Source organism: Streptomyces sp. Ru73, assembly GCF_002920575.1.
Classification (GTDB): Bacteria; Actinomycetota; Actinomycetes; order Streptomycetales; family Streptomycetaceae; genus Streptomyces.
Genome location: NZ_PQSQ01000109.1, coordinates 1 through 24,112, shown reverse-complemented (window position 1 = coordinate 24,112; position 24,112 = coordinate 1). Strand labels below are relative to the sequence as shown.

Genomic DNA, 24,112 nt, shown 5'->3' with positions numbered 1-24,112 from the left:
GGCGTAGACGTCCAGCGCGCGGCGGGGCCGGCGGGGTACGACGTCCAGAGCGCGGCGGGGCCGGCGGGGTACGACGTCCAGAGCGCGGCGTGCCCCGTCCCGTCCGAGGGCCGTACGGCCGCCGGCGACCAGCTGCCGCGGCCCGCGCTCACGCCAGCGACAGGAAAAGCTTCTCCAGCTTGGCGCGCATCTCGTCGCGCTCCAGCTCCGGCCCCGTACCGTCGTCCGCCAGGCAGTGCTCTAGGCCCGTGGCGATGATCGCGAAACCGGCCCGGTCCAGCGCACGGGAGGCCGCGGCGAGCTGCGTCACGACCTCCTCGCAGGACCGTCCCTGCTCGATCATCCCGATGACCCCGGAGATCTGCCCCTGGGCCCGGCGCAGCCTGTTGACGGCGCCCTTCAGTTCCTCTGCTGGCAGCTCCACGGCCCTTCCCTTTCCACGAACTACCCCCGATACCCCCGCGGGTATAGTAGCGCCGCCTCCGAGACGGACATTCCCCGAGCACGCCTCTCCGCAATCTCCTGACCACCACGGGCGGCCCGCCACGTGGCGCCCCGGCGCCCCAGCTCCGACGGGCAGCCGCCCGGCAGGCGAGCTCACCCCGGGCAGCCGCCCTATACAGGCAGCCGGCCCGGCACGGGCAGCCCGCCCGGCACGGGCTCCGGTCGGCGAGCCCCGCGCCGACGACCCAGGACGCCCACCGGGACGAGCCCAGCGGAGGCCCAGCACGGCCGGGCTCAGGGCCCTCCCAGGACGGCTCAGGCCCACGGGCAGCAGCGAGGCGGCCACCGCCCCGTACCAAAAGAGGCAGCCAGCGCCCCCCTACCGACGGAGGCAGGCCCACCGTCCCCGTACCGAGAGGGGCGGCCACCGCCCCCCGTACCGACGGAGGCAGGGCCACCGTCCCCGTACCGACGGCGAACACGGCACCCCAGGCGAGGCGCAAGCCCCCGCCGCCGGACGGCCCCGAAGCCCACAGCCCGGCCACCGGGCCCAGGCCGAGCCCCCGGAAACTGCAGTCCCTGGGTCGGCAGCCACCCCAGGGCGGCAGCCTCCTGAGGTGGCTGCCCGCCGGGGCGCCCGCCTCGCCGCCCCGGCGTCCCCCTTACTCCGATTACTCCGCTTATTCCGCGGCCGTGCTCTTGCCGCGGCCCCCCTTCGGCTTCACCGCCTTCGTCACTGTCTTCTTCTTGGCCGGGGACTCCGCGGCCACCGTCTTCCCGGCGGCGGCCTTCTTCGTCACCGCCTTCTTTGTCACCGTCTTCTTGGCGGGCGTCTTCGCCGCGGCGGACGTGGTCTTCTTCGCCGCGCGCTTCGCCGGTGCCTTCTTCGACGGGCTCGCGTCGCTGACCCGGTCACCCAGGATGTCCCGCAGGAACTTGCCCGTGTGGCTGGCCGGGACCGCAGCGACCTGCTCCGGCGTGCCCTCGGCGACGACGAGGCCGCCGCCGCTGCCGCCCTCCGGACCCATGTCCACGATCCAGTCGGCCGTCTTGATCACATCGAGGTTGTGCTCGATGACGATCACGGAGTTGCCCTTGTCGACCAGTCCGGACAGCACGCGGATCAGCTTGCTGATGTCCTCGAAGTGCAGACCGGTCGTCGGCTCGTCCAGGACGTAGACCGTGCGGCCCGTCGAACGCTTCTGCAGCTCCGACGCCAGCTTCACACGCTGCGCCTCACCGCCGGACAGCGTCGGCGCGGGCTGCCCGAGCCGGACGTACCCGAGGCCGACCTCGTTGAGCGTCTTCAGGTGCCGCGAGATGGTCGGCACCGCCTCGAAGAAGTCGAGCGCTTCCTCGATCGGCATGTCCAGCACCTCGGCGATGGACTTGCCCTTGTAGTGCACCTCCAGCGTCTCGCGGTTGTACCGCGCCCCGTGGCACACCTCGCACGGCACGTAGACGTCCGGCAGGAAGTTCATCTCGATCTTGATCGTGCCGTCGCCGGAGCAGTTCTCGCAGCGGCCGCCCTTGACGTTGAAGGAGAAGCGGCCCGGCAGGTAGCCGCGCACCTTCGCCTCCATCGTCTCCGCGAACAGCTTGCGGACGTGGTCGAAGACGCCGGTGTACGTCGCCGGGTTCGACCGCGGCGTACGGCCGATGGGCGACTGGTCCACGTGCACGACCTTGTCGACCAGGTCGTCGCCCTCGACCCGGGTGTGCCGGCCCGGCACCGACTTGGCGCCGTTCAGCTCGCGCGCCAGGTGGGTGTAGAGGATGTCGTTGACCAGCGTCGACTTGCCCGATCCGGAGACGCCGGTGACGGCGGTCAGCACGCCGAGCGGGAAGGACACGTCGATGTCGCGGAGGTTGTTCTCCTTCGCGCCGTGCACCGTGAGGCGGCGGTCGGGGTCGACCGGCCGACGCACCTCCGGCGTCGGGATGACCTTCTTGCCGGACAGGTACTGCCCGGTCATCGACTCCTCGTTGGCCAGCAGCTCCTTCAACGGGCCACTGTGCACGACCTTGCCGCCGTGCTCACCGGCGCCGGGGCCGATGTCCACCACCCAGTCCGAGGTCTTGATGGTGTCCTCGTCGTGCTCGACGACGATCAGGGTGTTGCCCAGGTCCCGCAGCCTGACCAGGGTCTCGATCAGGCGGTGGTTGTCCCGCTGGTGCAGGCCGATGGACGGCTCGTCGAGCACGTACAGCACGCCGACCAGGCCGGAGCCGATCTGGGTGGCGAGCCGGATGCGCTGGGCCTCGCCGCCGGAGAGCGTGCCGGCCGCGCGGTTCAGCGAGAGGTAGTCCAGGCCGACGTCGACCAGGAACCGCAGCCGCTCGTTGACCTCCTTGAGCACCCGCTCGGCGATCTTCTTCTGGCGGGCGTCCAGCTTCATGTCGCGCAGGAAGTCGGCGCAGTCGCTGATGGACATGGCCGCGACGTCGGCGATGGACTTGCCCTGCACGGTGACGGCCAGCACGATCGGCTTCAGGCGCGTGCCCTCACAGGTCGGGCAGGGCACCTCGCGCATGTACCCCTCGAAGCGCTCGCGGCTGGAGTCGCTCTCCGCCTCGGAGTGCCGCCGCCGGACGAACGGCAGGGCCCCCTCGAACGGCGTGGTGTACGCCCGCTCCCGGCCGTAGCGGTTGCGGTAGCGCACCTCGATGCGGGTCCGGTGCCCGTTGAGCAGGGCCTTCTTGGCGCGCTGCGGCAGGCCGGCCCACGGGATGTCGGTACGGAAGCCGAGCGCGTCGGCGAGCGCGCCGATCAGCCGGCCGAAGTACTCCTTGTTGTGGCCGTGCGACCAGGGGTGGATGGCGCCCTCGTCGAGCGACTTGTCCTCGTCCGGGACGATCAGCTCGGGGTCGACCTCCATGCGCGTACCGATGCCGGTGCACTCGGGGCAGGCGCCGAAGGGCGAGTTGAAGGAGAAGGACCGGGGCTCCAGCTCCTCGAACGACAGGTCGTCGTAGGGGCAGTAGAGGTGCTCCGAGTACATCCGCTCGCGCTGCGGATCGTCGGCGTCGAGGTCGACGAAGTCGAGGATGACCATGCCGCCGGAGAGGCCGAGCGCGGTCTCCACGGAGTCGGTCAGCCGGCGCTTGGCACTGTCCTTGACGGTGAGGCGGTCGACGACCACCTCGATCGTGTGCTTCTCCTGCTTCTTGAGCTTCGGCGGGTCGGAGAGCTGGATCGTCTCGCCGTCGACCCTGGCCCGGCTGTAGCCCTTGGTCTGCAGGTCGGAGAAGAGGTCGACGAACTCGCCCTTGCGCTCGCGGACGAGCGGCGAGAGCACCTGGAAGCGGCTGCCCTCGGGGAGCTCCAGGACCTTGTCCACGATGGCCTGCGGCGACTGGCGGGCGATCGGCCGGCCGCACTCGGGGCAGTGCGGCTTGCCGATGCGGGCGAAAAGCAGGCGGAGGTAGTCGTAGACCTCGGTGATGGTGCCGACCGTCGAGCGCGGGTTGCGCGATGTCGACTTCTGGTCGATCGAGACCGCCGGGGAGAGGCCCTCGATGAAGTCCACGTCGGGCTTGTCCATCTGCCCGAGGAACTGCCGGGCGTACGAGGACAGCGACTCGACGTAGCGCCGCTGGCCCTCGGCGAAGATCGTGTCGAACGCGAGCGAGGACTTGCCCGACCCCGAGAGGCCCGTGAACACGATGAGGGAATCGCGGGGGAGGTCGAGCGAGACGTTGCGGAGGTTGTGCTCGCGAGCGCCACGGACGATGAGACGGTCTGTCACGCCGGTCGGCACCTTTCGTGAGAGGGCGGGGTGCCGCGCACCCCCGCCCCAGGGTATGGGGGCCGCCGCGGCAATGTCTGTCAATGTCGTTTCGATGCCACACACGAGCCTATAGCACGTGCATTCGATTTACGGTTTCCGCCGACCGGGTTCACCCGAAGGTGTGGCCGGGCGGCGCTCCGCTGACGCGAAAGCACCGGTACCCCGGCGCACCACCGTCGAGCGGCCTGCTGCACGGGGGATCCGGACGTCTGGTCGCGCCGCGCCGGACACCTGGTCACGGCCGCGCCGGACGGCGGATCCCACCGCGTCCTTCACCGTAACTCCGGGGTCTGACAATGCCCGCTCCCGAACCTTCCGCACCCCTCGCGACCTGCGCATTCGCGTCCGAGAGGCAAAGCGGGACGGAAGCCGGCACCCGCACGGACGGGCCCGGACCGCCTCTTCCCCCAACACCGCGGCCGGCCCGTACCTTCCTCCTGGCGCGCGCCCGGCTCCCCGCGCGCTCCCGGCTGGCGACGCGCGCCGACTCCCGCGGCGCCGGTGGCGGCGCTAGCTTCGGTCCATGACCGACATCGCACAGGAATTCGCGTACGACACGGCAGCCGTCCACGCCGCCACCGACCGCCTGCTGGTCTCCGTGGCCAAGCTCGACGACGAGGCCGTCGGCGAGCCCTCCCTGTTGCCCGGCTGGACCCGCGGCCATGTGCTCGCCCACCTCGCCCGCAACGCCGACGCCCTCGTCAACCTCCTCACCTGGGCACGGACGGGCACCCGCACGCCGATGTACGCCTCCCCCGGCGTCCGCGACGCCGACATCGAGCGGGACGCGGCGCGCCCGCTGGCCGCTCACGTGGAAGACCTGCGGTCCAGTGCCGAGCGCTGGGAAGCGGCCTGCGCCGACCTGGGCCCCGAGCGCCTGTCGTACGAGGTCGAGATGCGGAACGGCGTCACCGAGCGGGCCGGACGGCTGCCCTTCCGCCGCCTCGCCGAGGTCGAGCTGCACCACGTGGACCTCGGGGTCGGCTACACGGTCGACCACCTGGCCACCGAGTACGTGGACGCCGAGCTGGCCTTCCTCGCGGAGCGGCGGCTGAAGGACAACGGGCAGGTCGCCGCGCTGGAGCTGCGCACCGACGACGGGCGGAGCTGGCGGACGGGCCGCGCGGACGGCACCCCGCTCACCGTCACCGGCGCGCCGACCGCGCTCGTCGGCTGGCTCACCGGCCGCACGGCGGGCACCGGCCTCACCACCGCCGACGGCGCCGCCCTGCCGGAGCTGCCGGACCGCTGAGCCCGGCGGCGAGTGAGGGTGCGGACGCGGGCCCCGCGCCCGGCGCTTCCCCGTACCCGGCCAGTAGGCTGCGGGCATGGCGTACACCGGAGCAGTCAAGGTCGGCGGACCGGCCGACGTACACGAGCTGACCGACCTGATCATTTCCAAGATCGCGGTCGGTCCGATGGACAACAACGCCTATCTGCTGCGCTGTCGCGCGACGGATGAGCAGCTGCTGATCGACGCCGCCGCGGAGCCGGAGACGCTCCTCGGGCTGATCGGCGAGGGCGGGATCTCCTCGGTCGTCACCACGCACCAGCACCAGGACCACTGGGGAGCGCTCGGCGAGGTGGTCGAGCGGACCGGCGCGCGGACCTTCGCCGGCCGCTACGACGCCGAGGGCATTCCCGTACCGACGGACGTGCTGGTCGACGACGGCGACACCCTCACCGTCGGGCGGGTCACGCTCACCGCACGCCACCTGGTCGGCCACACCCCCGGCAGCATCGCCCTGGTCTACGACGACCCGCACGGCCACCCGCACCTCTTCACGGGCGACTGCCTCTTCCCCGGCGGGGTCGGCAACACCCGCGGCAATGCGGAGAACTTCACGAGCCTGCTCAACGACGTGGAGAGCAAGCTCTTCGAGCAGCTCCCGGACGAGACCTGGGTCTACCCGGGCCACGGCGCCGACACCACCCTCGGCGCGGAGCGCCCGCACCTCGCGGAGTGGCGCGAGCGCGGCTGGTAGAGCCACCGGTAGACACGACGGCGCGGTGTACGGGCAGGGCCCGTACACCGCGCACCCTTGTGCCGGCGTCAGGCGGTCAGGCGCCTATCGCCTTCTTGTCCTTGTCCTCCGGGCCGTCGGCGGCGGCCGCCTCGGCCTGTGCCTGCTTCTTGGAGGCCCGCAGGCTGGTGATCGTCGTGATGATCAGCACGGCGCAGATGACGCCCAGCGAGACCGGGATGCTGATCTCCGGGACGTGCACCCCGGACTCGTGCAGGGCGTGCAGCACCAGCTTCACGCCGATGAAGCCGAGGATGACCGACAGGCCGTACGAGAGGTGGACCAGCTTCTTCAGCAGGCCGCCGATGAGGAAGTACAGCTGCCGCAGACCCATCAGGGCGAAGGCGTTGGCGGTGAAGACGATGTACGGGTCCTGGGTGAGGCCGAAGATCGCGGGGATCGAGTCCAGCGCGAAGAGGACGTCGGTGGTGCCGATCGCCAGCATGACGATCAGCATCGGCGTCATCAGGCGCTTGCCGTTCTCCACGATGAACAGCTTCGTGCCGTGGTACCGGTCGGTCGACGGGAAGCGCCGCTCGACCATCTTCAGGAAGCGGTTCTCCTCGAACTCCTCGTCCTGCTCCTCGGCCCGCGCCTCCTGGATGAGCTTCCAGGCCGTCCAGATGAGGAAGGCGCCGAAGAGGTAGAAGACCCAGGAGAAGTTGGCGATGATCGCCGCGCCGGCGCCGATGAAGACGGCCCGCAGCACCAGTGCGATCAGCACGCCGACCATCAGGACGCGCTGCTGGTATATCGACGGGACCGCGAACTTCGCCATGATCAGGACGAAGACGAAGAGGTTGTCGACGCTGAGGGACTTCTCGGTGATGAAGCCGGCGAAGAACTCTCCGGCCGGCTGCCCGCCCGCGAAGAGCAGGAGTCCGAGCCCGAAGAGGGCGGCGAGGGCGACCCAGACGCCGGTCCACAGACCGGCTTCCTTGATCGATACGTCATGGGGCTTGCGGCCGCCGATGAAGAAATCGGCGGCGATGAGGGCGCACAGACCGAGAATGGTCAGCACCCACATGGTCAGGGAAACGTCCACTGTTCCTCCGGCAGATTCGTCACAACACCACAGCGTCGTCGCTGCCGGAGGTCTCTTCCGCCCGAGATCGCGCGCTGTGCTCCGCGACGCTGTGGGCCGACGCCCCGGGATCTCCATCCGATCCGTGATGACGGGTACGCCGCAGCAGGGAATACTCCCCTCCGCACCATTGAGAGTAAAGGAACCCCATAAGAAAGTAAAGAGTTAGGCAAAAACGCTGGTCGCGGCAGGTGCACGGACCGCCCCGCCTTCCTCTCGACATGCCGGTAGGCGCACGGGACGAGCCCGTACGCCTACCGTTTTCCCCGTGAGCCGGCCTACTTCAGCCCGGCCTCCCTCATCTGGCGCAGCTCCTTCTTCAGCTCGCCCACCTCGTCGCGCAGCCGGGCGGCGACCTCGAACTGCAGCTCCGCCGCGGCCGCCCGCATGCGCTCCGTCATCTCCTCGATCATCTCGGCCAGCTCGGCAGCGGGCCGGTCGGTCGGGGTCGCGGCGGCCTTCTTCCTGCCGCTCTTGCCGCCCTTCTCCGCCGCGCCGCCCAGCTCGGGCACCGGCGCCTTGCCCTTGGCGTCCTTGCCGTCGGCGCCCTTGCGGTACCCCGTGCCCAGCAGCTCCTGGGTGTCGACCTCCTCGCGCGCGATCGTCGCGACGATGTCGTTGATCTTCTTGCGGAGCGGCTGCGGGTCGATGCCGTGCTCCTTGTTGTACGCGAGCTGCTTCTCGCGGCGCCGGTTGGTCTCGTCGATGGCCTTGGCCATCGCCGGGGTGACCTTGTCGGCGTACATGTGCACCTGGCCCGAGACGTTGCGCGCCGCACGGCCGATCGTCTGGATCAGGGACGTGCCCGACCGCAGGAAGCCCTCCTTGTCGGCGTCGAGGATCGCCACGAGGGAGACCTCGGGCAGGTCCAGGCCCTCCCGGAGGAGGTTGATGCCGACCAGCACGTCGTACTCACCGGCGCGCAGCTCGCGCAGCAGCTCCACGCGGCGCAGCGTGTCCACGTCGCTGTGCAGGTAGCGCACCTGGATGCCGAGCTCCAGGAAGTAGTCCGTGAGGTCCTCGGCCATCTTCTTGGTGAGCGTGGTGACCAGGACGCGCTCGTCCTTCTCGGTGCGCGTGCGGATCTCGTGGACCAGGTCGTCGATCTGCCCGTCGGTGGGCTTGACGACGACCTCGGGGTCGACCAGGCCGGTCGGGCGGATGATCTGCTCCACGTGGCCGTCGGCGCGCGAGAGCTCGTACTGGCCCGGGGTCGCGGAGAGGTAGACCGCCTGTCCGATGCGCTCCTGGAACTCCTCCCACTTCAGCGGGCGGTTGTCCAGCGCCGACGGCAGCCGGAAGCCGTGGTCGACCAGGGTCCGCTTGCGGGAGGCGTCGCCCTCGTACATCGCGCCGATCTGCGGCACGGTGACGTGCGACTCGTCGATGACCAGGAGGAAGTCCTCGGGGAAGTAGTCGAGGAGGGTGTTCGGCGCGCTGCCCGGCGCACGGCCGTCGATGTGCAGCGAGTAGTTCTCGATGCCGGAGCAGGTGCCGATCTGGCGCATCATCTCGATGTCGTACGTCGTGCGCATCCGGAGGCGCTGGGCCTCCAGGAGCTTGCCCTGCTTCTCCATCTTGGCGAGCTGGTCGGCCAGCTCGGCCTCGATGCCGGCGATCGCCTTCTCCATGCGCTCGGGGCCCGCCACGTAGTGGCTCGCGGGGAAGACGTACAGCTGCTGGTCGTCGCTGATGACCTCGCCCGTGATCGGGTGCAGCGTCGACAGCGCCTCGATCTCGTCACCGAACATCTCGATGCGGACGGCCAGCTCTTCGTAGACCGGGAAGATCTCGATGGTGTCGCCGCGCACCCGGAAGGTGCCACGGGTGAACGACATGTCGTTCCGGGTGTACTGGATGTCGACGAAGCGGCGCAGCAGCTGGTCGCGGTCGATCTCGTCGCCGACCTTGAGGGGGACCATCCGGTCGACGTACTCCTGGGGCGTACCCAGGCCGTAGATGCAGGAGACGGACGAGACCACGACCACGTCCCGCCGGGTGAGCAGCGAATTGGTCGCGGAGTGGCGGAGCCGCTCGACCTCTTCGTTGATCGAGGAGTCCTTCTCGATGTACGTGTCCGACTGCGGGACGTACGCCTCGGGCTGGTAGTAGTCGTAGTACGAGACGAAGTACTCGACGGCGTTGTTCGGCAGGAGCTCGCGGAATTCGTTGGCGAGCTGGGCCGCGAGGGTCTTGTTGGGCGCCATCACGAGGGTCGGGCGCTGCAGCTTCTCGATCATCCACGCGGTCGTCGCCGACTTGCCGGTGCCGGTCGCGCCCAGCAGGACGACGTCCTTCTCACCGCCGCGAATGCGCTGCTCCAGCTCGGCGATGGCCGCCGGCTGGTCGCCGCTGGGCTGATACGGGCTGACGACCTCGAAAGGCGCCACCGTGCGTTCGATCTGGGAAACGGGCCGCATGTCATCAACCGTACGACCCGCCACTGACAACGGGGGTCCGGAACGCCCGCGGCGACGGTCCGGATACGCCCGGTCACGTCAGGCCATGGCGCTCGTCCCGCCCCCGGCGCCCCGGCTTCCGCTTGCACCCCTATGCGAGGCGGCGACGGCACGTAAGGGATGAACCAGCCAAAGCCGCCACGCGGCGAAAAGACGACGATCTGTCACCGCGCGTCCGCGCACACCGGCCAAGCGGTGGTTCTTCGGGCCTGGCCAGGACCTTCATGGCGTCGCCACGGTCACAGAAACCGTCCACGGACGGCCCCAAACCCGGAACACACGACACTTCTCGTTCAATTTATGTCCATCCCTGACCTATCTTCCAGTACACCGCCGCTGGGAACCTGCCGCCGACCACCCCCCGCCGACGACGACGATTCCGAGGAGTCCGTATGCACATGCGCCCTGTTGCCGCCGCTGCCGGCGTGCTCGTGGGGCTGACGGCGTTCAGCCTCCCCGCTGCCGCCGCCCAGGCCGCGGACCATTCGAACAGACCGGTCACCGTCGCCCACCGAGGCGCCTCGGCGTACGCCCCCGAGAACACCATCGCCGCGATCAATGCGGCGCACCGCATGGGCATCGACTGGGTGGAGAACGACGTCCAGCGCACCAAGGACGGCAAGTTGATCGTCATGCACGACACGACGCTCAACCGGACGACCAACGTGGAGGAGCTGTACCCGGACCGCTCCCCGTGGAAGATCTCCGACTTCACCCTCTCGGAGATCCGGAAGCTGGACGCCGGCAGCTGGTTCGGCGCGAAGTTCAAGGGCGAGCGGGTCCCCACCCTCGAGCGCTACATGGACGCCGTCAGCCACAACCACCAGAAGCTGCTGCTGGAGCTGAAGTCCCCCGAGCTCTACCCGGGCATCGAGGCGCAGACGATCAAGGAGCTGAAGCGGGAGGGGTGGATGGACCGGCGGCACGTGAAGAACCGGCTGATCATCCAGAGCTTCAACGCCGACGCGGTCAAGAAGGTCCACGAGCTGCGCCCGGACGTCAAGACCGGCTTCCTCGGCACTCCGGCCGTCGCCGACCTGCCCAAGTACGCGAAGTTCGCCGACCAGATCAACCCCAGCCACACGACCGTGAACATGGCCTACGTGTCGGCCGTGCACGCGTTCGCCGGTGCGCACGGGCGTCCGCTGGAGGTCTACACCTGGACCGTCAACGACGCGGACACGGCCAAGAAGGTCGCGGGCTGGGGCGTGGACGGCATCATCACCAACAAGCCGGACGTCGTGCGGGACGCCGTGAAGGACGCCGGCTTCTCGGTTCCGGCCGCGTAGGCCGTCCGACCGGGGCCACGGGCCCCTGCCGCCGGGAGCGGTGGCCGCATCCCCGCTCCCGCGGCGATTGTCAGTGGGCGGTCCTAGGCTGAAGCCGTGACGATTTCCGAGGAGTACGGAATCCCCGCGACCGCGGCCGCCGGGGGCACCGGGGCGGCCCCGGGGCCCGCGGACGACGGCGGCCGGACGCCGGCCCGGCCGCCGCGCGACTGGGCCTGGCGCATGCTGGCCACGCCCATCGGCCCGCTGCTGCTCGCGGGCACCGGCGCCGGTCTGGCCCTGGTCGTCTTCCACGCCGACGAGCGGGCCCGGGCCAGGGCCCTCGCGCGGCTGCGCGGGACGTTCGGTCCCGAGCCGGTCGCGGCGATATCCGCCGTGGACACGGCCGCCGCGGAGCTTGTGGCGTACTTCGCCGGTGAGCTGCGCGACTTCACGGTCCCGCTGGACTGGTCGCTGTCCTCGGGGTTCAACGAGCGGGTGCTGCGCGAGCTGGCCGCCCACGTCCCGTACGGCACGGTGGTCGGCTATCAGGACCTGGCCGACCGGGTCGGGGAGCCGGGCGCGGCCCGCGCGGTCGGCGCCGCCATGGGGTCCAATCCGCTGCCGGTGGTCGTGCCGTGCCACCGCGTCGTGGAGAGCGGCGGCGGGCTCGGCGGTTTCGGCGGCGGCCTGGAGACCAAGCGGCAGCTCCTGGCGCTGGAGGGAGTGCTGCCCCAGCCGCTGTTCTGAGCCGTCGTCCGCGTCCTCCCGGAGCCTGCCGCTCCGTCCGCGAAAGGTCCTTCTCATGCCCCGCCAGGTCGCCCTCCTCCGCGGAATCAACGTCGGAGGGCACAACAGGTTCCCCGTGGCGCGGCAGCGCGCGCTGATGGCGGAGCTGGGCTTCGGGGACGTCACCGTCCTCCTCCAGACCGGCAACATCGTCTTCGCCGACCCCGGCACCCCGCCGGAGGAGACCGCGCGCACCCTGGAGACCGGTTTTGCCGCCGCCCTGGGCTTCCCGGTGCCGGTCATGGTCCGCACCCGCGACGACATCGCCGCCGCCGTGGCGGCCAACCCCTATCCCGAGGCCACCGCGGAGCCCAAGACACTGCATCTGGTGTTCCTGTCGGAGCCGCCCGCCGACACGGCCCCGCTGGACGCCCTGGACCTTGCCGGGTACGCACCCGACACGTTCCGGCTGCTCGGCCGCGACCTGTACCTGTGGTGCCCGGACGGTGTCGGGCGCTCGCGGCTCGCCACGGCCGTCACCTCGGCGAGCCTGAAGCTGGGCGTCACGGCCACCGCCCGCAACTGGAACACCGTCCTCAAGCTCCTGGCGGCGGCCGACGACGGCTGATGCTCGGGAAGGGCTGATGCTCCGGAAACGCGCCGCCGAGGACCGCAGCGGTGCCGCCGCTCCGGTCCGGCCCGGGCCTGTCAGCGCCAGCCGTACCGTTCCCGCAGCCGGTTCACCACCAGGTTGAAACGGCCCCGGTCCAGCGCGCAGGCCTCCCGGCGCATCCCTTCCGGATGCACCCGCAGCACCCGGTCCAGGTCGACCCACGAGGGCCGCCCGGCCCGGTCCCACGGCCCGGCGCCGATCGCCACCCACTCGTGGTCGTCGTGCCGCTTGCTGGACAGCTGCACGGCGAGCAGCGTGCCCGCCGCCTCTCGGGCGACGACCAGCACGGGCCGGTCCTTGCCGCGCCCGTCGTTCTCCTCGTACGGCACCCACGTCCATACAATCTCGCCGGGGTCCGGATCGCCGTCGTGGTCCGGCGCGTACATCGTCCGGACCGCGCCGACCGCTCGCGGCCGCGCCTCCACGGTCGCCGTCGGCCCGGTCCTGCCCGGCAGCTCCGCCCGGCCGTCCACCTCATCGATTGCCATGGCCCTTACCGTAACGGCCAGTTGATCAAGGGCGAGTGAGGGCCCATCAGCCGGACCCGGCCCCGCCGGCCGCGTCGGGATCAGACCCCGCCGCCACGGCTGATGCCGCCCCACGCCGGACGCCGCGGATCGTCCGCCCGTACGACCACGTCGGCGGTCTCCCGGGGCGCGACCTCCGCCTCGTACCGCACGAACGCCGGCAGCGTCCACCGCTCGGCGGCCTCCGTGCGCCGCTCCAGTGCGCCCTGCGACAGGCCGAGGTGCACGGTCAGGTCGAACGGGAACCACTGTCCGAGCAGCAGCGGCCCGTGCAGCAGCAGGACACCGCCGGGCGGCAGCTGCACGTACGGGCTGCGCGTCGCACGGTCCCGTTCCGGGTCCCACAGGTCCGGGAGCACCCGGCCGCTGCCGCCGGGCTCCAGCGGGTTGAACACCTCGCGCCAGAGCGCCTGCCGGTCGAACCACTCGTCGTAGTACGCGTCCGGATCGTGCCGCCCGTACTCCAGGCGGAGCGATGCCGGCCGCAGGAACCCGTACGTGCCGCTCTTCTGTACGAACCTGCCGCGCAGCCGCAGTGCCTCGGCGAGCCGTCCGGCCAGCTCCCCGGGGCGCGCGGCCGGGGCCGCGTCGATGCCCACCCGCAGCCAGGGGCTGCCGTCCTGCGTCGTCCTGCTCACCGCCTCCTCGGCGAGCGCGTCGGTCAGCCGTTCCCATGTGATCGCTTCCAGCCGCACCCCGCCATTCTGCCGGAGGGGCCGGCGGGCAGCGGCCCTCGTTGACCTCACGCGCCACGTAGTCGATCATGAGGCGGGAGGCTCTCCGGACGCACGGACAGCCGGCCGGAGGGCTTCCTCCCACTCGGCCCGCTCGGGGCGGTCACTCCTGTTGACGCTCCTGCTCCAGGAGACGCCGGGCCACGGCGAGGTGGTCGACGGGCTTCCGGAGCGGCGCCTGGCTGCGGTGTGCGGGGGCGCGTTCGACGACGGTGCTACCGGTCTCCGCTTCGAGCGCCGGGGCGTAACCGGCCGCACGCAGCGCTTCGAGGGTGGGGCCGGGCTCCCGCGCGCTGACGAGGACGGTCGGTGCGATGGCCCGCAGCCCGAGGTCGCGCAGCCCCCGGTGCGCGGTCAGCTCCGCCACCAGCGCGGTGTCGTCCGAACGGATGCAGCAGCCGGCGCGCACGACCCGTATGCGCCCGTGCGTGCGCGCGGTGTCCTTGATCAGATACGTGAGCGGGTGCGGCAGCGGACCGGTGGCGGACACCGCGGTGAGGTCGTCGATCAGCGCGTCGGCGGTGCGGCCGGCGTCCAGCGCCCGGCGGACGGAAGCGCCGCTGAACCGCCACGCGGTATCGCTGTCCTCGGACTCCCGGTCGGCGGCGAGCGCGAGCAGCGCGGACAGCCCAGCGGCGGGCGGCCCGGGGACGATGGCCGTCAGATCGCCCTGAAACAGGGCCTCTTCGAGCGGGGGCGGGAGCAGCGTACGCAGCGCCGTACGCAGCGGTTCCGGCGCGGCGTCGGTCTCCGCGCGGAGCAGGGCCCGGCCGAGGGGAGTGAGCGTGCCGTGCGCGACGAGGCCGAGGAAGGCGGCCTCGTCGAGGGTGTGGGCGGCGCGTTCGAGGATCAGCGGTTCGTCAGCGACGGCCAGCGGGCGGTGCCAGGCGGTGACCGTGATCAGCGGCCGCAGCGCCTCCAGCGAGGGGGCGTCCGGGGCCGGGATCGGCACACCGGGGCGGGACCCGTCGCCGGTGGCGGTGGCGAGCGCGGCGAGCAGTCCGTGGCGCAGCGCGGGCGCGCGCCGGTCGTCCCCGCGTTCCAGAGCCGTCGGCGTCTCCCCGAACGGCGTCCAGGTCGCGATCGCCCAGTGCCCGGCCCACGCGGTGAGGACGGGCAGCAGCCGCTCCCCGGGCGGCAGCGCCAGCCAGTCGTCGTAACCGCCGGTGGGCAGCGCGACGGTGCCGCCGGGGGTGCGGGTCAGGGCGATCAGATCGGCGGCGAGCAGGAGGTCGAGGAGGAGCCGGGTGCGCGGCTCGGTGGTGCCGGCGGCCTTCGCCAGCCGCTTGATCTCCCGTACGGCGGGCCCGCCCGACCTGCGCAGCGCAGCCGGCTGCTCGGCCAGCGCCGCGAGCAGCCGCTCCAGCGCCCCGGCGAGCGCGGCGGCCGCGGCCTGCGACTCGGCGGTCAGCGCCTGCTCGCCCACGGGGGCGGCGCCCGCCTCTCCCCCGGTGTCCGCGCCCGCGGCGTACGGGGGCGGGCACGCGGGCGCGAAGGCCCCGAGATCGTGGCCGCCGATCAGCTGTGCCGTGCGCGGCGGTACGACGACGGCGCCGTCCTCCGTCGGCGCGGCGAGCCCCGTTTCGTACAGCGCCTCCAGCACCGCGCCCACGGCCTCCGCGTCCGCGCCGCCGCCGGGCCCGGCCGCCGCCAGGGCCGCGCACACGTCCGCCACCGGCACCGACTCCGCCGCGAGGTCCGGGAACGCCAGACGATGGGCCATGAGGGACTGGTAGCCGCTGCCCGGCTCGGGCGCGGCGGGCCCGTGCGCGGCTTCCCTGGCGCGCTCCTGGCTGAGCCGGGCGGTGACGGCCAGCACCTGAAGGCCCGGTCTGTCGAGCCCGAGCACCACCTGGTGCAGCGTCTCGTACGACCACAGAGAGGCGGCCAGTTCACGGAGCCGCCCCGGGGCCGGGCGGCGGGAGAGCGGCTCGGCGTGCCGGGCGAGGAGCGCGGCGAGCTGTTCGGGCGTGCGCCGCGCCAGGGCGTTGGTGAGAGTGTCGAGGCCTTCCACGGGGTGACTCTATTCAGTGGTGAGCAACGGGGTGAGGGCGCCCACGGGGTCGGAGTCGGCGCGCCCGGTGGGCCACCAGTCCTCCGTCCCCGGGTCGGATTCGTACGGGTACCAGCGGCCGTCGCGGCCGAAGCGGAGCTGTATGCCGCGGCCGGCGTCGGTGAGGTGGTTGTGCCGGGGCCGCAGCGCGGGGAGGTCGGCGGCGGACAGGGCACTGCGGGCACGGTCGAAGTCACCGGCCGGCGGGTCCCACGTCGTCTCCAGGAGGCTCAGCCCCTCGGCACCGCCCTGCCGCCAGGCGGCGACGGCCCGCGCGACGTCGGTCACCGGCCGGCCCGTGGCCTCGGCGACGCCGCGGTACAGCTCCCGGGTGCTGGCGGTCAGCCCGGAGGTGGGGTGCGCCCCGGCGACCAGCCGCACGGCGTCCTCCCAGAGGGAACGGGCGGGGAAGGGCGAGGCGGTGTCTTCCCCGGGCGCGACGGCAGGGTGGTTGGGGGCGGCGCCGGACGGCCGGGCGCCGGGGTGCTTCGGGGCGGCGCCGGACGGCCGGGGGCCGAGGTGCTTCGAGGAAGCGGTGTCGGAGTGTGACAGCGCGTGGGTGGCTCCTGTGGCTCCTTCCTGTGCCGCGATCAGGCAGGCCCGTGCCCTGGCCGCGGCATCGGCGGCGAGCAGCTCGACGGCGGCCGGGTCGATGGCGGGATCGTCGGCCGACGGCAGCACCGGGGGCCGTCCCGGGTACTCCGGTACGGGCAACGGCGGGGGCAGCGGCGGAAGTTCCCGTTGCGCGTGCAGGACGGCGCGCGCGGGTACCGCGGGGAGCGTTGCACGGGTCGCGCGCTCCGTATGGGCGCTGTGCGTAGCGTTGCGCCGCGACAGCTCGTCGAGCAGTTCCCGCTCGTCGCGCCCGCGCATGAGGAGCAGCACGAACGGGTCGGCGTCCAGCAGGCGGGCGGCCTGGAAGCACAGCGCAGCGGCGTGCTTGCAGGGGTGCCCGCGGTCGGGGCACGAACACCGCGGCACGAGGTCTCCGGGGCCCGGCAGCAGCCGTACGCCCGCCTCGTCCTGGCGCTCGGCCAGCGCCCGCGGCAGGGTCCTGCCCAGCAGCGCGGCCAGGTGCGCGGGCCGGGCGGCGACCCCGTCGAGGAAGGCCTCCCACACGGCGTCCGGGAAGGGCCGCAGACGGAGTTCGGCCCGGTAGGGGTACGGCCTGCTGCCCGTCACGGGTGCGGAGATGCGTCCCGGCGCCACGGTGATCCGGCCGACGTGCCCGCCGGCTGCGTACTCCCGGCCACGCGCGAGCCGCGCCGTGTCCAGCGCGGTGCTCTCCAGGGCGTCGAGCCACGCCCGCCCCCACCAGGTCTCGGCGAACTCCGCACCGTCCCCGGCACCGGCCGCCACCGCCGGAAAGACCCGCGCCCGCCCGGCGGGTGCGCCCGTGCCGGTGGCTGTGGCCGCGCCCGATGCGGTGGCTCCGCTCGTGCCGGTGCTTCGGCTTGTCGCCTCTGCGCCGTCAATCGCCTCGGCGCCGTCGGTCGCTTCGGCGTCGTTGTCCGGGGTGCTCGCGGTCCCTCGGGCGCCCGCCAGGGCGTTTCCCACTCGGGCGAGCCCGTGCGGGGTGTCGGCCGACTTGGGCGGGACGGCAGCTGGACGGGCGCTGAGACCCGCGTCGGTCGGCGCCGCATCGGGGCTGCTCGCCTCCGGACGGCTGTCTCCCGGGGCCCAGTGCCTCGGACGCTTCTCCTTCGGGCGCCGCGCGGCCGAGTCGCCTTCGGCACGGCCCGCACCGACAGGGCCCGCACCGACAGGGCCTGCATCGGCACGGTCCACGTCGCCGCGGCGCGCTTCGGCACGGTCTTGTTCGGTGCGGTCGTGTCCGGTGCGGCTTGTGCCGGCGCGGCCCGCTCCGTCGCGGCCTGCGTTGCCGCGATCGGCTTCGGTGCGTGGCTTGGCGCGTCCCGTACGGGACACCGCTTGGCGGGCTCGTTCCGCGGCCGCACTCCGGCGCACGGCCGTCTGCGCCGCGCCGTCCTCGGCCGTCTCCGCGCCCTGCGCCGCCTCCTGGGGCTGCGGCCGGGACGCTTCTTCCCGGGCACGCCTGGCCTCCGGGGCCGCCCGCTTCAGCGCCTGCCGGGCCCGTTCCGCTCCCCGGCTCCGCCGTTCCTCGTCCCCGCCGACCGCAGCTGCCGGCCGCCCGGCGTCCCCCGTCCCGTCACCCGCCGCCGCCGGCTCACCAGCCTCACTCGAAACGCTCTGCGGCCTCTGCCCCGTACGACGGACCGCCCGCCGCGCGCGCTCGGCCGCCGCACTCCGCCGCACCTCACCGGACGCCTGCCCGCCCGCAGGCACCTGTCCGACTCCACTCTCCCCGGCCGCATCGCCGTGCTCCGTACCGCGCTCCGCACCCCCGCCCGTACGGTGCTCCGCGTCCTCGTCCGTGCCGTCACCCGGACCGGCCTCCGCGCGCTCCGCGCCATCCGGCTCGCCCTCGGCGGCCAGAGCACGGCTGGCCTCCGCTGCGGCCTCACGTGCCCGCGCCAAGGCCCGTCCGCGCTCCAGCTCCCGGCGGACCCGCTCCAGCCCTACCCCCATGGCCGCGGACGCCGACTCCACCTCGGGCCCATCGTGCTGCTCGTCCTCGAGGAACTCATCGTCATCGTGCCGGTCGCCGGTCATGCCGCCCTCCTCAAGGTGACGAGGTCGGCGAGTTCCGCGTCGGTGAGCTCCGTCAGGGCCGCCTCACCGCCGGTGAGCACGGCCTCGGCCAAGGAACGCTTCGCGGCGAGCAGTTCGGCGATCCGGTCCTCCACCGTCCCCTCCGTGACCAGCCGGTGGACCTGCACCGGCTGGGTCTGCCCGATCCGGTAGGCCCGGTCGGTCGCCTGCTCCTCGACGGCCGGGTTCCACCAGCGGTCGTAATGGATCACATGGCCGGCGCGCGTCAGGTTCAGCCCGGTACCGGCCGCCTTCAAGGACAGCAGGAACACCGGGACTTCGCCCGCCTGGAAACGGTCGACCATCGCCTCCCGCTGGGCGACGGGGGTGCCGCCGTGCAGCAACTGGGCGGGCACGCCGCGCGCCCCCAAGTGCTCTTCGAGGAGGCGCGCCATCTCCACGTACTGCGTGAAGATCAGCACGGAGCCGTCCTCGGCGAGGATCGTGTCCAGCAGTTCGTCGAGCAGCTCCAGCTTCCCCGAACGCGCGGCGAGCCCGGGCACGGTCTCCTTCAGGTACTGCGCGGGATGGTTGCAGATCTGTTTGAGCGCGGTCAGCAGCTTCATCACCAGGCCGCGCCGCGCCATGCCGTCAGCCGCCTCGATACGGGCCAGGGTCTCGCGGACGGCCGCCTCGTAGAGCGCCACCTGCTCGCGGCCCAGCGGCACCGGATGGTCGGTCTCCGTCTTCGGCGGCAGCTCCGGCGCGATCCCGGGGTCGGCCTTCTTCCGCCGCAGGATGAACGGCCGGACGAGCCGGGCGAGACGCTCCGCGGCCCCGGGCACCTCGCCGCCCTCGACATCACGGGCGTGCAGGGCACGGAAGGTCTTGAGCGGTCCGAGCAGTCCGGGCGTGGTCCAGTCGAGCAGGGCCCACAACTCGGAAAGGTTGTTCTCCACGGGCGTGCCCGTGAGGGCCACCCGGGCGGGCGCCCCGATCGTGCGCAGCGCCTTGGCCGTGGACGACTGCGGATTCTTCACGTGCTGCGCCTCGTCGGCGACGATCAGCCCCCAGGAACACTCGGCCAGCCGCTGGGCGCTGCTGCGCATCGTGCCGTACGTGGTGAGGACGAAGCCGCCCTCGTGCAGGTCGGCCAGGCTGCGGCCGGTCCCGTGGAAGCGCCGTACCGGCACGCCGGGCGCGAACCGCTCGATCTCCCGCTGCCAGTTGCCGAGCAGCGAGGCCGGGCAGACCACGAGGGTCGGATCGGGGTGATTCCGGTGCAGGTGCAGGGCGATGGTGGTGACGGTCTTGCCCAGACCCATGTCGTCGGCGAGGCAGCCCCCGAGTCCGAGGGCGGTCATGCGATCGAGCCAGGCCAGACCGTGCAGCTGGTAGTCACGAAGGGTGGCCCGCAGCCCTGCGGGCTTCTCCAGCGGCGCCGCGTCGCTGGTCAGACGGGCACGGAGGTCGGCCAGCGCGCCGAGCGGCACCACGTCGACGCGCTCCCCGTCGACCTCGGTCTCGCCGGCGAGCGTGGCGGCGAGCGCTTCGGTCGGGTCGAGATATCCCAGCTCCCGCTTACGGGCTTTGCGTACGAGGGCGGGGTCGACCAGCACCCACTGGTCACGCAGCCGCACCAGGGGACGGTGCGCCTCGGCAAGGACGTTCATCTCGGCGTCGCTCAGAGGGGAGCCGCCGAGCGCCAGCTGCCACTCGAAGCGCAGCAGCCGTTCGGCGTCGAAGAACCCGAAGCCGTCGGCCGCCGAACCCGGCGCGGGCCTCAGGACAGCGCTCGCCGTCAGATCGCGGACCAGCTCCTTGGGCCAGTGGACGGCGACGCCCGCGGCCTTGAGGCGCGGCGCAGCGTCCCCCAGCAGCTCGTACAGCTCCTCCTCATCGAGGGGCAGCACATCGGGAACCGGGCGGTCCAGCAGCCGGCCGAGCGGCGGCCAGACGCGGGCCGCCCGGCGCAGTGCGAGCAGCGTGTCCACCTGTGCACGCGGCCCGAAGCCGTCGGGCGCCTCGCCCTCCCACAGCTGCCGCGCGTCGGCGATCAGCGTCGGGTCGGTGAGATGGCTGACCTGAAGCACCGCGGCCGCGGCCCCGGCCCTGCCGCCACCGTCCTCCGTCGGCCCGTGCTCCGCTCCCTGCTCGGCTTCCTTCTCCCCCGACGTGTCGAACAGCTCATGCGCCGCCAGGTCCAGCCGAAGGGAGATCCGCACGCCGCTGTCCACACCCGCCGCGACCTCCGCCGCCCAGTCCCGCGCGCCCGGCAGCCGCTGCGGCTCCACCGCGGCGAACGGGGCACCCGCCACGTGGGCCGCGGCCGGCGTACGCGGCAGGACATCGACGACGGCGTCCACGAAGGCACGCACGAGTGCGTTCGGCGCGTACAGCTGGAGAGGCTTGCTGCCGGGAACGGGGACGGCATGGGCCTCGGAGGGCATGGCAGCGGCGATGGCCCGCAGCTGCGCGGCGTCCTCGGCGTCCAGCGGACCGGCGCGCCAGGCATCCACATCGTCGGCGGTGAGCCCGGGGAGCATGCGCCCTCGCGCCACGAGATGGAGCGCGTGCAAGGCCGCCGCGCCCCAGCACGCAGTGGCCGGATGCGCCGTCGGATCGAGCCGGGCCCGCACGAGCATCGGCAGGGCGTCGGCGACACTCAGGCTCAGCGCGGGCACGGTACGGCTACGGATGGAGTTGCCGTGCCGACGTACGACCTTCAGCTCGGTGGCCTCGGCCGCGCCGGAGCTCTCGGGCAGCGGCCGGCCGTCCGGACTCCACAGCGCGATCTTCGCGGCACGCGGCGGCTCGCCCGGCAGGAACACCGCCGCATGACGGGCGAGCGCCTGTGCCGCCATCGCGTGGCTCGCCGAGGTGGCGGGGACAGACCCGGACGGTGCGACGCCGGCCGGCCGGAGCTCCCCGGCCTCATCCCGCGCGCGCATCTCCCACCGTCTCGCCATGCCGTTCCGTTCGTGCCGTACTCCGACTCCTGAGTCTACGGTCGCCTCCATCTGCTCCCCCTCCCATCGGCTGGGCGGCCGCGGCGACGCTGCCGCGACCCAGCGTGAAATTCATGGAAGCAGACGGCACTGACAACGCCCGCCGAGCAACCGCCCGAGCAGTTATCCACAGGCATCACCGCTGGTCAAAAAATTTTCGCCCACGGCTGCCCGCGATCCGCTAACGTTCCCACATCAGTAACTCTCGGTAGTTACTGGTGCGCGCCGAGGCAGCCATCGACGGCCCTGCCGACTGCTCGCCGCGCTGGGAAACCGCCGCTGGCCGGCCGACGCGTGCAGCTCGGCACGCGCCCCTCGCTGCCCAGCGGCCCCGGCAGCCATCGACGCCCCCACACACGGCGGCCGTGGCTCGCCCCCCGTCACTCGCGCAGCCCGCAGGAGGAACCTCATGTCCGACCGCTCCTACTCACTCAATCCCCCGGCCCCAACGCCCTCGCTCCGGCGGCGACAGCGAGTCCTGCCCCGGACACTCACACACCACGCAACCGAAGCCGTCCGCCCGATGCGCGCCACCGGCACGGCCCGGGGAGGGCCACTCGGCACCTGCCCACCGACGAGCAACTGGCCGCCGCCGACGCCTTCCACACGGGCGGACACCTGGTGATCCAGGCCGGAGCGGGCACGGGCAAGACGACCACGCTGGCGATACTCGCCCGAAGCACCCGCCGCCCCGGCCGCTACCTCGCCTTCAACAAGGCCATCGCCCAGGACGCCACCCGGCGCTTCCCCGCACACGTCACGTGCAGTACGGCGCACTCCCTGGCCTACGCGGCCATCGGCCACCGCTTCCAGCGGCGAATGAGCGCACCACGGCAGGCAGGCTGGCGAACCGGCGCCGCGCTCGGCATCGACACGGACTTCCGGCTGCGCGTGGGCTCCCGAACGCTGACCAGCAAAGCGCTCTCCTACACGGTGCTGGGCACCGTCACCAACTTCTGCCGTTCGGCCGACCCGGCACTGACCACCGCCCACGTCCCCCGCCTCCGCGGCGCCGAGTCGGACATACTCCACGACCAGCTGGCGCAGCTCGTCCTGCCGTACGCCCGCAAGGCATGGGCCGACCTTCAGGACCCCGACCGTGGAGCAGTCCGTTTCGAGCACGATCACTACCTCAAGATGTGGGCCCTGACCGCACCGGTCATCGAGACCGACTTCCTGCTCCTGGACGAAGCCCAGGACACCAATCCAGTGGTTGAGCAGGTCTTCAACGCACAAGGCGCACACGCCCAGCTCGTCCTCGTCGGTGACTCAGCACAGGCCATCTACGGCTGGCGCGGGGCACGCGATGTGATGACCGGGTTCCGCGGCAGACAGCTCACCCTCTCCCGCTCCTTCCGGTTCGGGCCGGCCCTCGCCGCCGAGGCGAACCGCTGGCTGACGATCGTCGATGCCCCGGTCCGGCTCACTGGCTCCCCGCTGCTCGACACCGAGCTGGGCGCCGCACCCCGCCCCGATGCGGTGCTGTGCCGGTCCAACGCCGGCGCGATGGCGGAGGTCATAAGGCTGCTGGCGGACGGCCGCAGAGTCGCGCTCGCGGGTGGCGGTGAAGCCCTGACGGCACTGGCCCGGGCCGCGCAAGAGCTCCAGGGCGGCAGACGGACGGCCCACCCGGAACTCATGCTGTTCGAGTCATGGGAGGAGCTGCGCGAGTACGCCGGCGTCGACCCGTCCGGCCGTGACCTGCTGCCGCTCGTGGAACTCCTCGACGAACACAGCGCCGACAGCGTCCTGCGTGCGCTGCGATGCCTGTCGCGCGAGGAGACGGCCGAGACCACGGTGTCCACTGCCCATCGCGCGAAGGGCCGGGAGTGGCCGAGCGTGCGCATCGCCGCCGACTTCACGGAACCGGACGAACTGGAGGAGACGGGCGAGGACGGCGCACCGCTGCCCGGCCCGGTGGATCCGGGGGAGGCCCGGCTGGCCTACGTGGCGGTCACCCGCGCGCGGCAGCGCCTCGACCTCGGCGGACTGTCCTGGATCAACAGCCACCCGGCAGGCGACGGCGCCGTCACTCGCCACGCCCTTCCGCACCATCACGACGAGTAACGGAGCGCGCTTGGAGCGCCTCCCCACGAGTTATCCACAGGCCCAATGAGACGCGTGACGGACAGCCCGATCCGGAGGATCCTTGAGACAGAGAAACCGCTCCGACTGGACAGAAACCCCAGCTCAGCCGGGCCGCCATTGACCTGGGGTGGAGAGGAGCAGCACGGGACGTCCCGGCCGAACGAGGCGGGTGAGTGGTGAGGAGAGATGCGTACGGGCAGTGAGCCTCTGGAGGCACGGAGCCTGCTCAAGACGCGTCGGGCTCTGGCGCTGTGGGGGCTGATCTGGTCAGCGGCCGGCGTGGGCATCTTCCTGGTCGCGGGGCTCCCGGGCTGGGCCGCCGGCTGCGCGGTGGTGACGGTACTGGCCGCCACAGACCTGGCAATCGTGTGCCGGCACATCCGCCAGGGGCCGCACTACCAGCCCGGCAAGGACATACCGCCGTACGAGCCGGACGACGGCCGCAACGTACGACCTGGTGGTGGCCGTGGTGGTGGCGTTGGCCGTGACGGCGACCGCGGCCTGGGCTAAGACCGGTCAGGGGGCGAGGGGGTGGGGGGCGGGGGGCTGCCCCCGGGGGAAGCCGCCCCCGGAGCCCCCGGAGGGGGCTCCGGGGAACTGGAGGGGACCAACCGAGC

16 protein-coding genes are annotated in these 24,112 nt (G+C 72.3%); 7 read left to right on the top strand and 9 right to left on the bottom strand.

The window, feature by feature from the left end; genetic code table 11:
* Window positions 1-148 precede the first annotated feature (148 nt).
* Together C3486_RS31435 and uvrA are read right to left on the bottom strand one after the other, a co-directional pair.
* A complete protein-coding gene (locus C3486_RS31435) occupies window positions 149-418 on the bottom strand; it encodes a metal-sensitive transcriptional regulator (protein WP_103836265.1) in 270 nt (89 codons plus the stop codon).
* A gap of 706 nt (window positions 419-1,124) precedes the next feature.
* A complete protein-coding gene (gene uvrA / locus C3486_RS31430; RefSeq protein WP_103836260.1) occupies window positions 1,125-4,193 on the bottom strand; it encodes an excinuclease ABC subunit UvrA in 3,069 nt (1,022 codons plus the stop codon).
* A 565-nt stretch (window positions 4,194-4,758) separates the two neighbouring features.
* Here uvrA and C3486_RS31425 point away from each other — a divergent pair.
* Window positions 4,759-5,487 (top strand): maleylpyruvate isomerase family mycothiol-dependent enzyme, encoded by a 729-nt coding sequence (locus C3486_RS31425; protein WP_103836259.1) that lies wholly within the window; start codon window positions 4,759-4,761, stop codon window positions 5,485-5,487.
* A 76-nt stretch (window positions 5,488-5,563) separates the two neighbouring features.
* On the top strand, window positions 5,564-6,220 hold the full coding sequence (locus C3486_RS31420) for an MBL fold metallo-hydrolase (RefSeq protein ID WP_103836258.1): 657 nt from the start codon (window positions 5,564-5,566) through the stop codon (window positions 6,218-6,220).
* A 76-nt stretch (window positions 6,221-6,296) separates the two neighbouring features.
* Here the strand turns inward: C3486_RS31420 and C3486_RS31415 are convergent, their stop codons facing one another.
* On the bottom strand, window positions 6,297-7,304 hold the full coding sequence (locus tag C3486_RS31415; protein ID WP_103836257.1) for a TerC family protein: 1,008 nt from the start codon (window positions 7,302-7,304) through the stop codon (window positions 6,297-6,299).
* A gap of 317 nt (window positions 7,305-7,621) precedes the next feature.
* The gene (gene uvrB, locus C3486_RS31410) at window positions 7,622-9,763 is read right to left on the bottom strand and encodes an excinuclease ABC subunit UvrB (RefSeq protein WP_103836256.1); all 2,142 of its coding nucleotides are present in this window, start codon (window positions 9,761-9,763) and stop codon (window positions 7,622-7,624) included.
* A 431-nt stretch (window positions 9,764-10,194) separates the two neighbouring features.
* On the opposite strand from uvrB, the gene C3486_RS31405 reads away from it, so the two are divergent.
* The 3 genes from C3486_RS31405 (at window position 10,195) to C3486_RS31395 (ending at window position 12,427) form a co-directional block, all read left to right on the top strand.
* Window positions 10,195-11,091 carry a glycerophosphodiester phosphodiesterase family protein gene (locus C3486_RS31405; protein WP_103836255.1) on the top strand — a complete coding sequence of 299 codons (897 nt, stop codon included), beginning with the start codon at window positions 10,195-10,197 and terminating at the stop codon, window positions 11,089-11,091.
* A 222-nt stretch (window positions 11,092-11,313) separates the two neighbouring features.
* Window positions 11,314-11,820, top strand: a complete 507-nt coding sequence (locus tag C3486_RS31400; protein ID WP_103836264.1) for a methylated-DNA--[protein]-cysteine S-methyltransferase — start codon at window positions 11,314-11,316, stop codon at window positions 11,818-11,820.
* Window positions 11,821-11,875: 55 nt separating this feature from the next.
* Entirely contained in the window at window positions 11,876-12,427 is a 552-nt protein-coding gene (locus C3486_RS31395) for a DUF1697 domain-containing protein (RefSeq protein WP_103836254.1), read from the top strand.
* An 80-nt stretch (window positions 12,428-12,507) separates the two neighbouring features.
* On the opposite strand, the gene C3486_RS31390 is transcribed toward C3486_RS31395, so the two are convergent.
* From C3486_RS31390 to C3486_RS31370, 5 genes are all read right to left on the bottom strand, one after another.
* On the bottom strand, window positions 12,508-12,960 hold the full coding sequence (locus C3486_RS31390) for a type II toxin-antitoxin system PemK/MazF family toxin (protein WP_103836253.1): 453 nt from the start codon (window positions 12,958-12,960) through the stop codon (window positions 12,508-12,510).
* A gap of 80 nt (window positions 12,961-13,040) precedes the next feature.
* Window positions 13,041-13,694: a uridine kinase gene (locus C3486_RS31385; RefSeq protein WP_103836252.1), complete on the bottom strand. Its 654-nt coding sequence runs from the start codon at window positions 13,692-13,694 to the stop codon at window positions 13,041-13,043.
* Window positions 13,695-13,836: 142 nt separating this feature from the next.
* Window positions 13,837-15,747, bottom strand: a complete 1,911-nt coding sequence (locus C3486_RS31380) for a helicase-associated domain-containing protein (RefSeq protein ID WP_103836251.1) — start codon at window positions 15,745-15,747, stop codon at window positions 13,837-13,839.
* Window positions 15,748-15,756: 9 nt separating this feature from the next.
* Window positions 15,757-17,145, bottom strand: a complete 1,389-nt coding sequence (locus C3486_RS31375; protein WP_103836263.1) for an SWIM zinc finger family protein — start codon at window positions 17,143-17,145, stop codon at window positions 15,757-15,759.
* A 1,271-nt stretch (window positions 17,146-18,416) separates the two neighbouring features.
* Window positions 18,417-21,368: a DEAD/DEAH box helicase gene (locus C3486_RS31370; protein WP_374936946.1), complete on the bottom strand. Its 2,952-nt coding sequence runs from the start codon at window positions 21,366-21,368 to the stop codon at window positions 18,417-18,419.
* A 603-nt stretch (window positions 21,369-21,971) separates the two neighbouring features.
* On the opposite strand from C3486_RS31370, the gene C3486_RS31365 reads away from it, so the two are divergent.
* Window positions 21,972-23,474: a UvrD-helicase domain-containing protein gene (locus C3486_RS31365; protein ID WP_103836261.1), complete on the top strand. Its 1,503-nt coding sequence runs from the start codon at window positions 21,972-21,974 to the stop codon at window positions 23,472-23,474.
* Between the two features lie 207 nt (window positions 23,475-23,681).
* On the top strand, window positions 23,682-24,005 hold the full coding sequence (locus C3486_RS31360) for a DUF6343 family protein (protein WP_103836250.1): 324 nt from the start codon (window positions 23,682-23,684) through the stop codon (window positions 24,003-24,005).
* The last annotated feature ends 107 nt before the right edge of the window (window positions 24,006-24,112 follow it).

Excerpts from the sequence above, each read along its gene's own strand:
- C3486_RS31425 (WP_103836259.1), top strand. The coding sequence starts at position 4,759 with ATGACCGACATCGCACAGGAATTCGCGTACGACACGGCAGCCGTCCAC.
- C3486_RS31420 (WP_103836258.1), top strand. The coding sequence starts at position 5,564 with ATGGCGTACACCGGAGCAGTCAAGGTCGGCGGACCGGCCGACGTACAC.
- uvrB (WP_103836256.1), bottom strand. The coding sequence starts at position 9,763 with ATGCGGCCCGTTTCCCAGATCGAACGCACGGTGGCGCCTTTCGAGGTC.
- C3486_RS31405 (WP_103836255.1), top strand. The coding sequence starts at position 10,195 with ATGCACATGCGCCCTGTTGCCGCCGCTGCCGGCGTGCTCGTGGGGCTG.
- C3486_RS31400 (WP_103836264.1), top strand. The coding sequence starts at position 11,314 with ATGCTGGCCACGCCCATCGGCCCGCTGCTGCTCGCGGGCACCGGCGCC.
- C3486_RS31395 (WP_103836254.1), top strand. The coding sequence starts at position 11,876 with ATGCCCCGCCAGGTCGCCCTCCTCCGCGGAATCAACGTCGGAGGGCAC.
- C3486_RS31390 (WP_103836253.1), bottom strand. The coding sequence starts at position 12,960 with ATGGCAATCGATGAGGTGGACGGCCGGGCGGAGCTGCCGGGCAGGACC.
- C3486_RS31370 (WP_374936946.1), bottom strand. The coding sequence starts at position 21,368 with ATGGCGAGACGGTGGGAGATGCGCGCGCGGGATGAGGCCGGGGAGCTC.
- C3486_RS31360 (WP_103836250.1), top strand. The coding sequence starts at position 23,682 with ATGCGTACGGGCAGTGAGCCTCTGGAGGCACGGAGCCTGCTCAAGACG.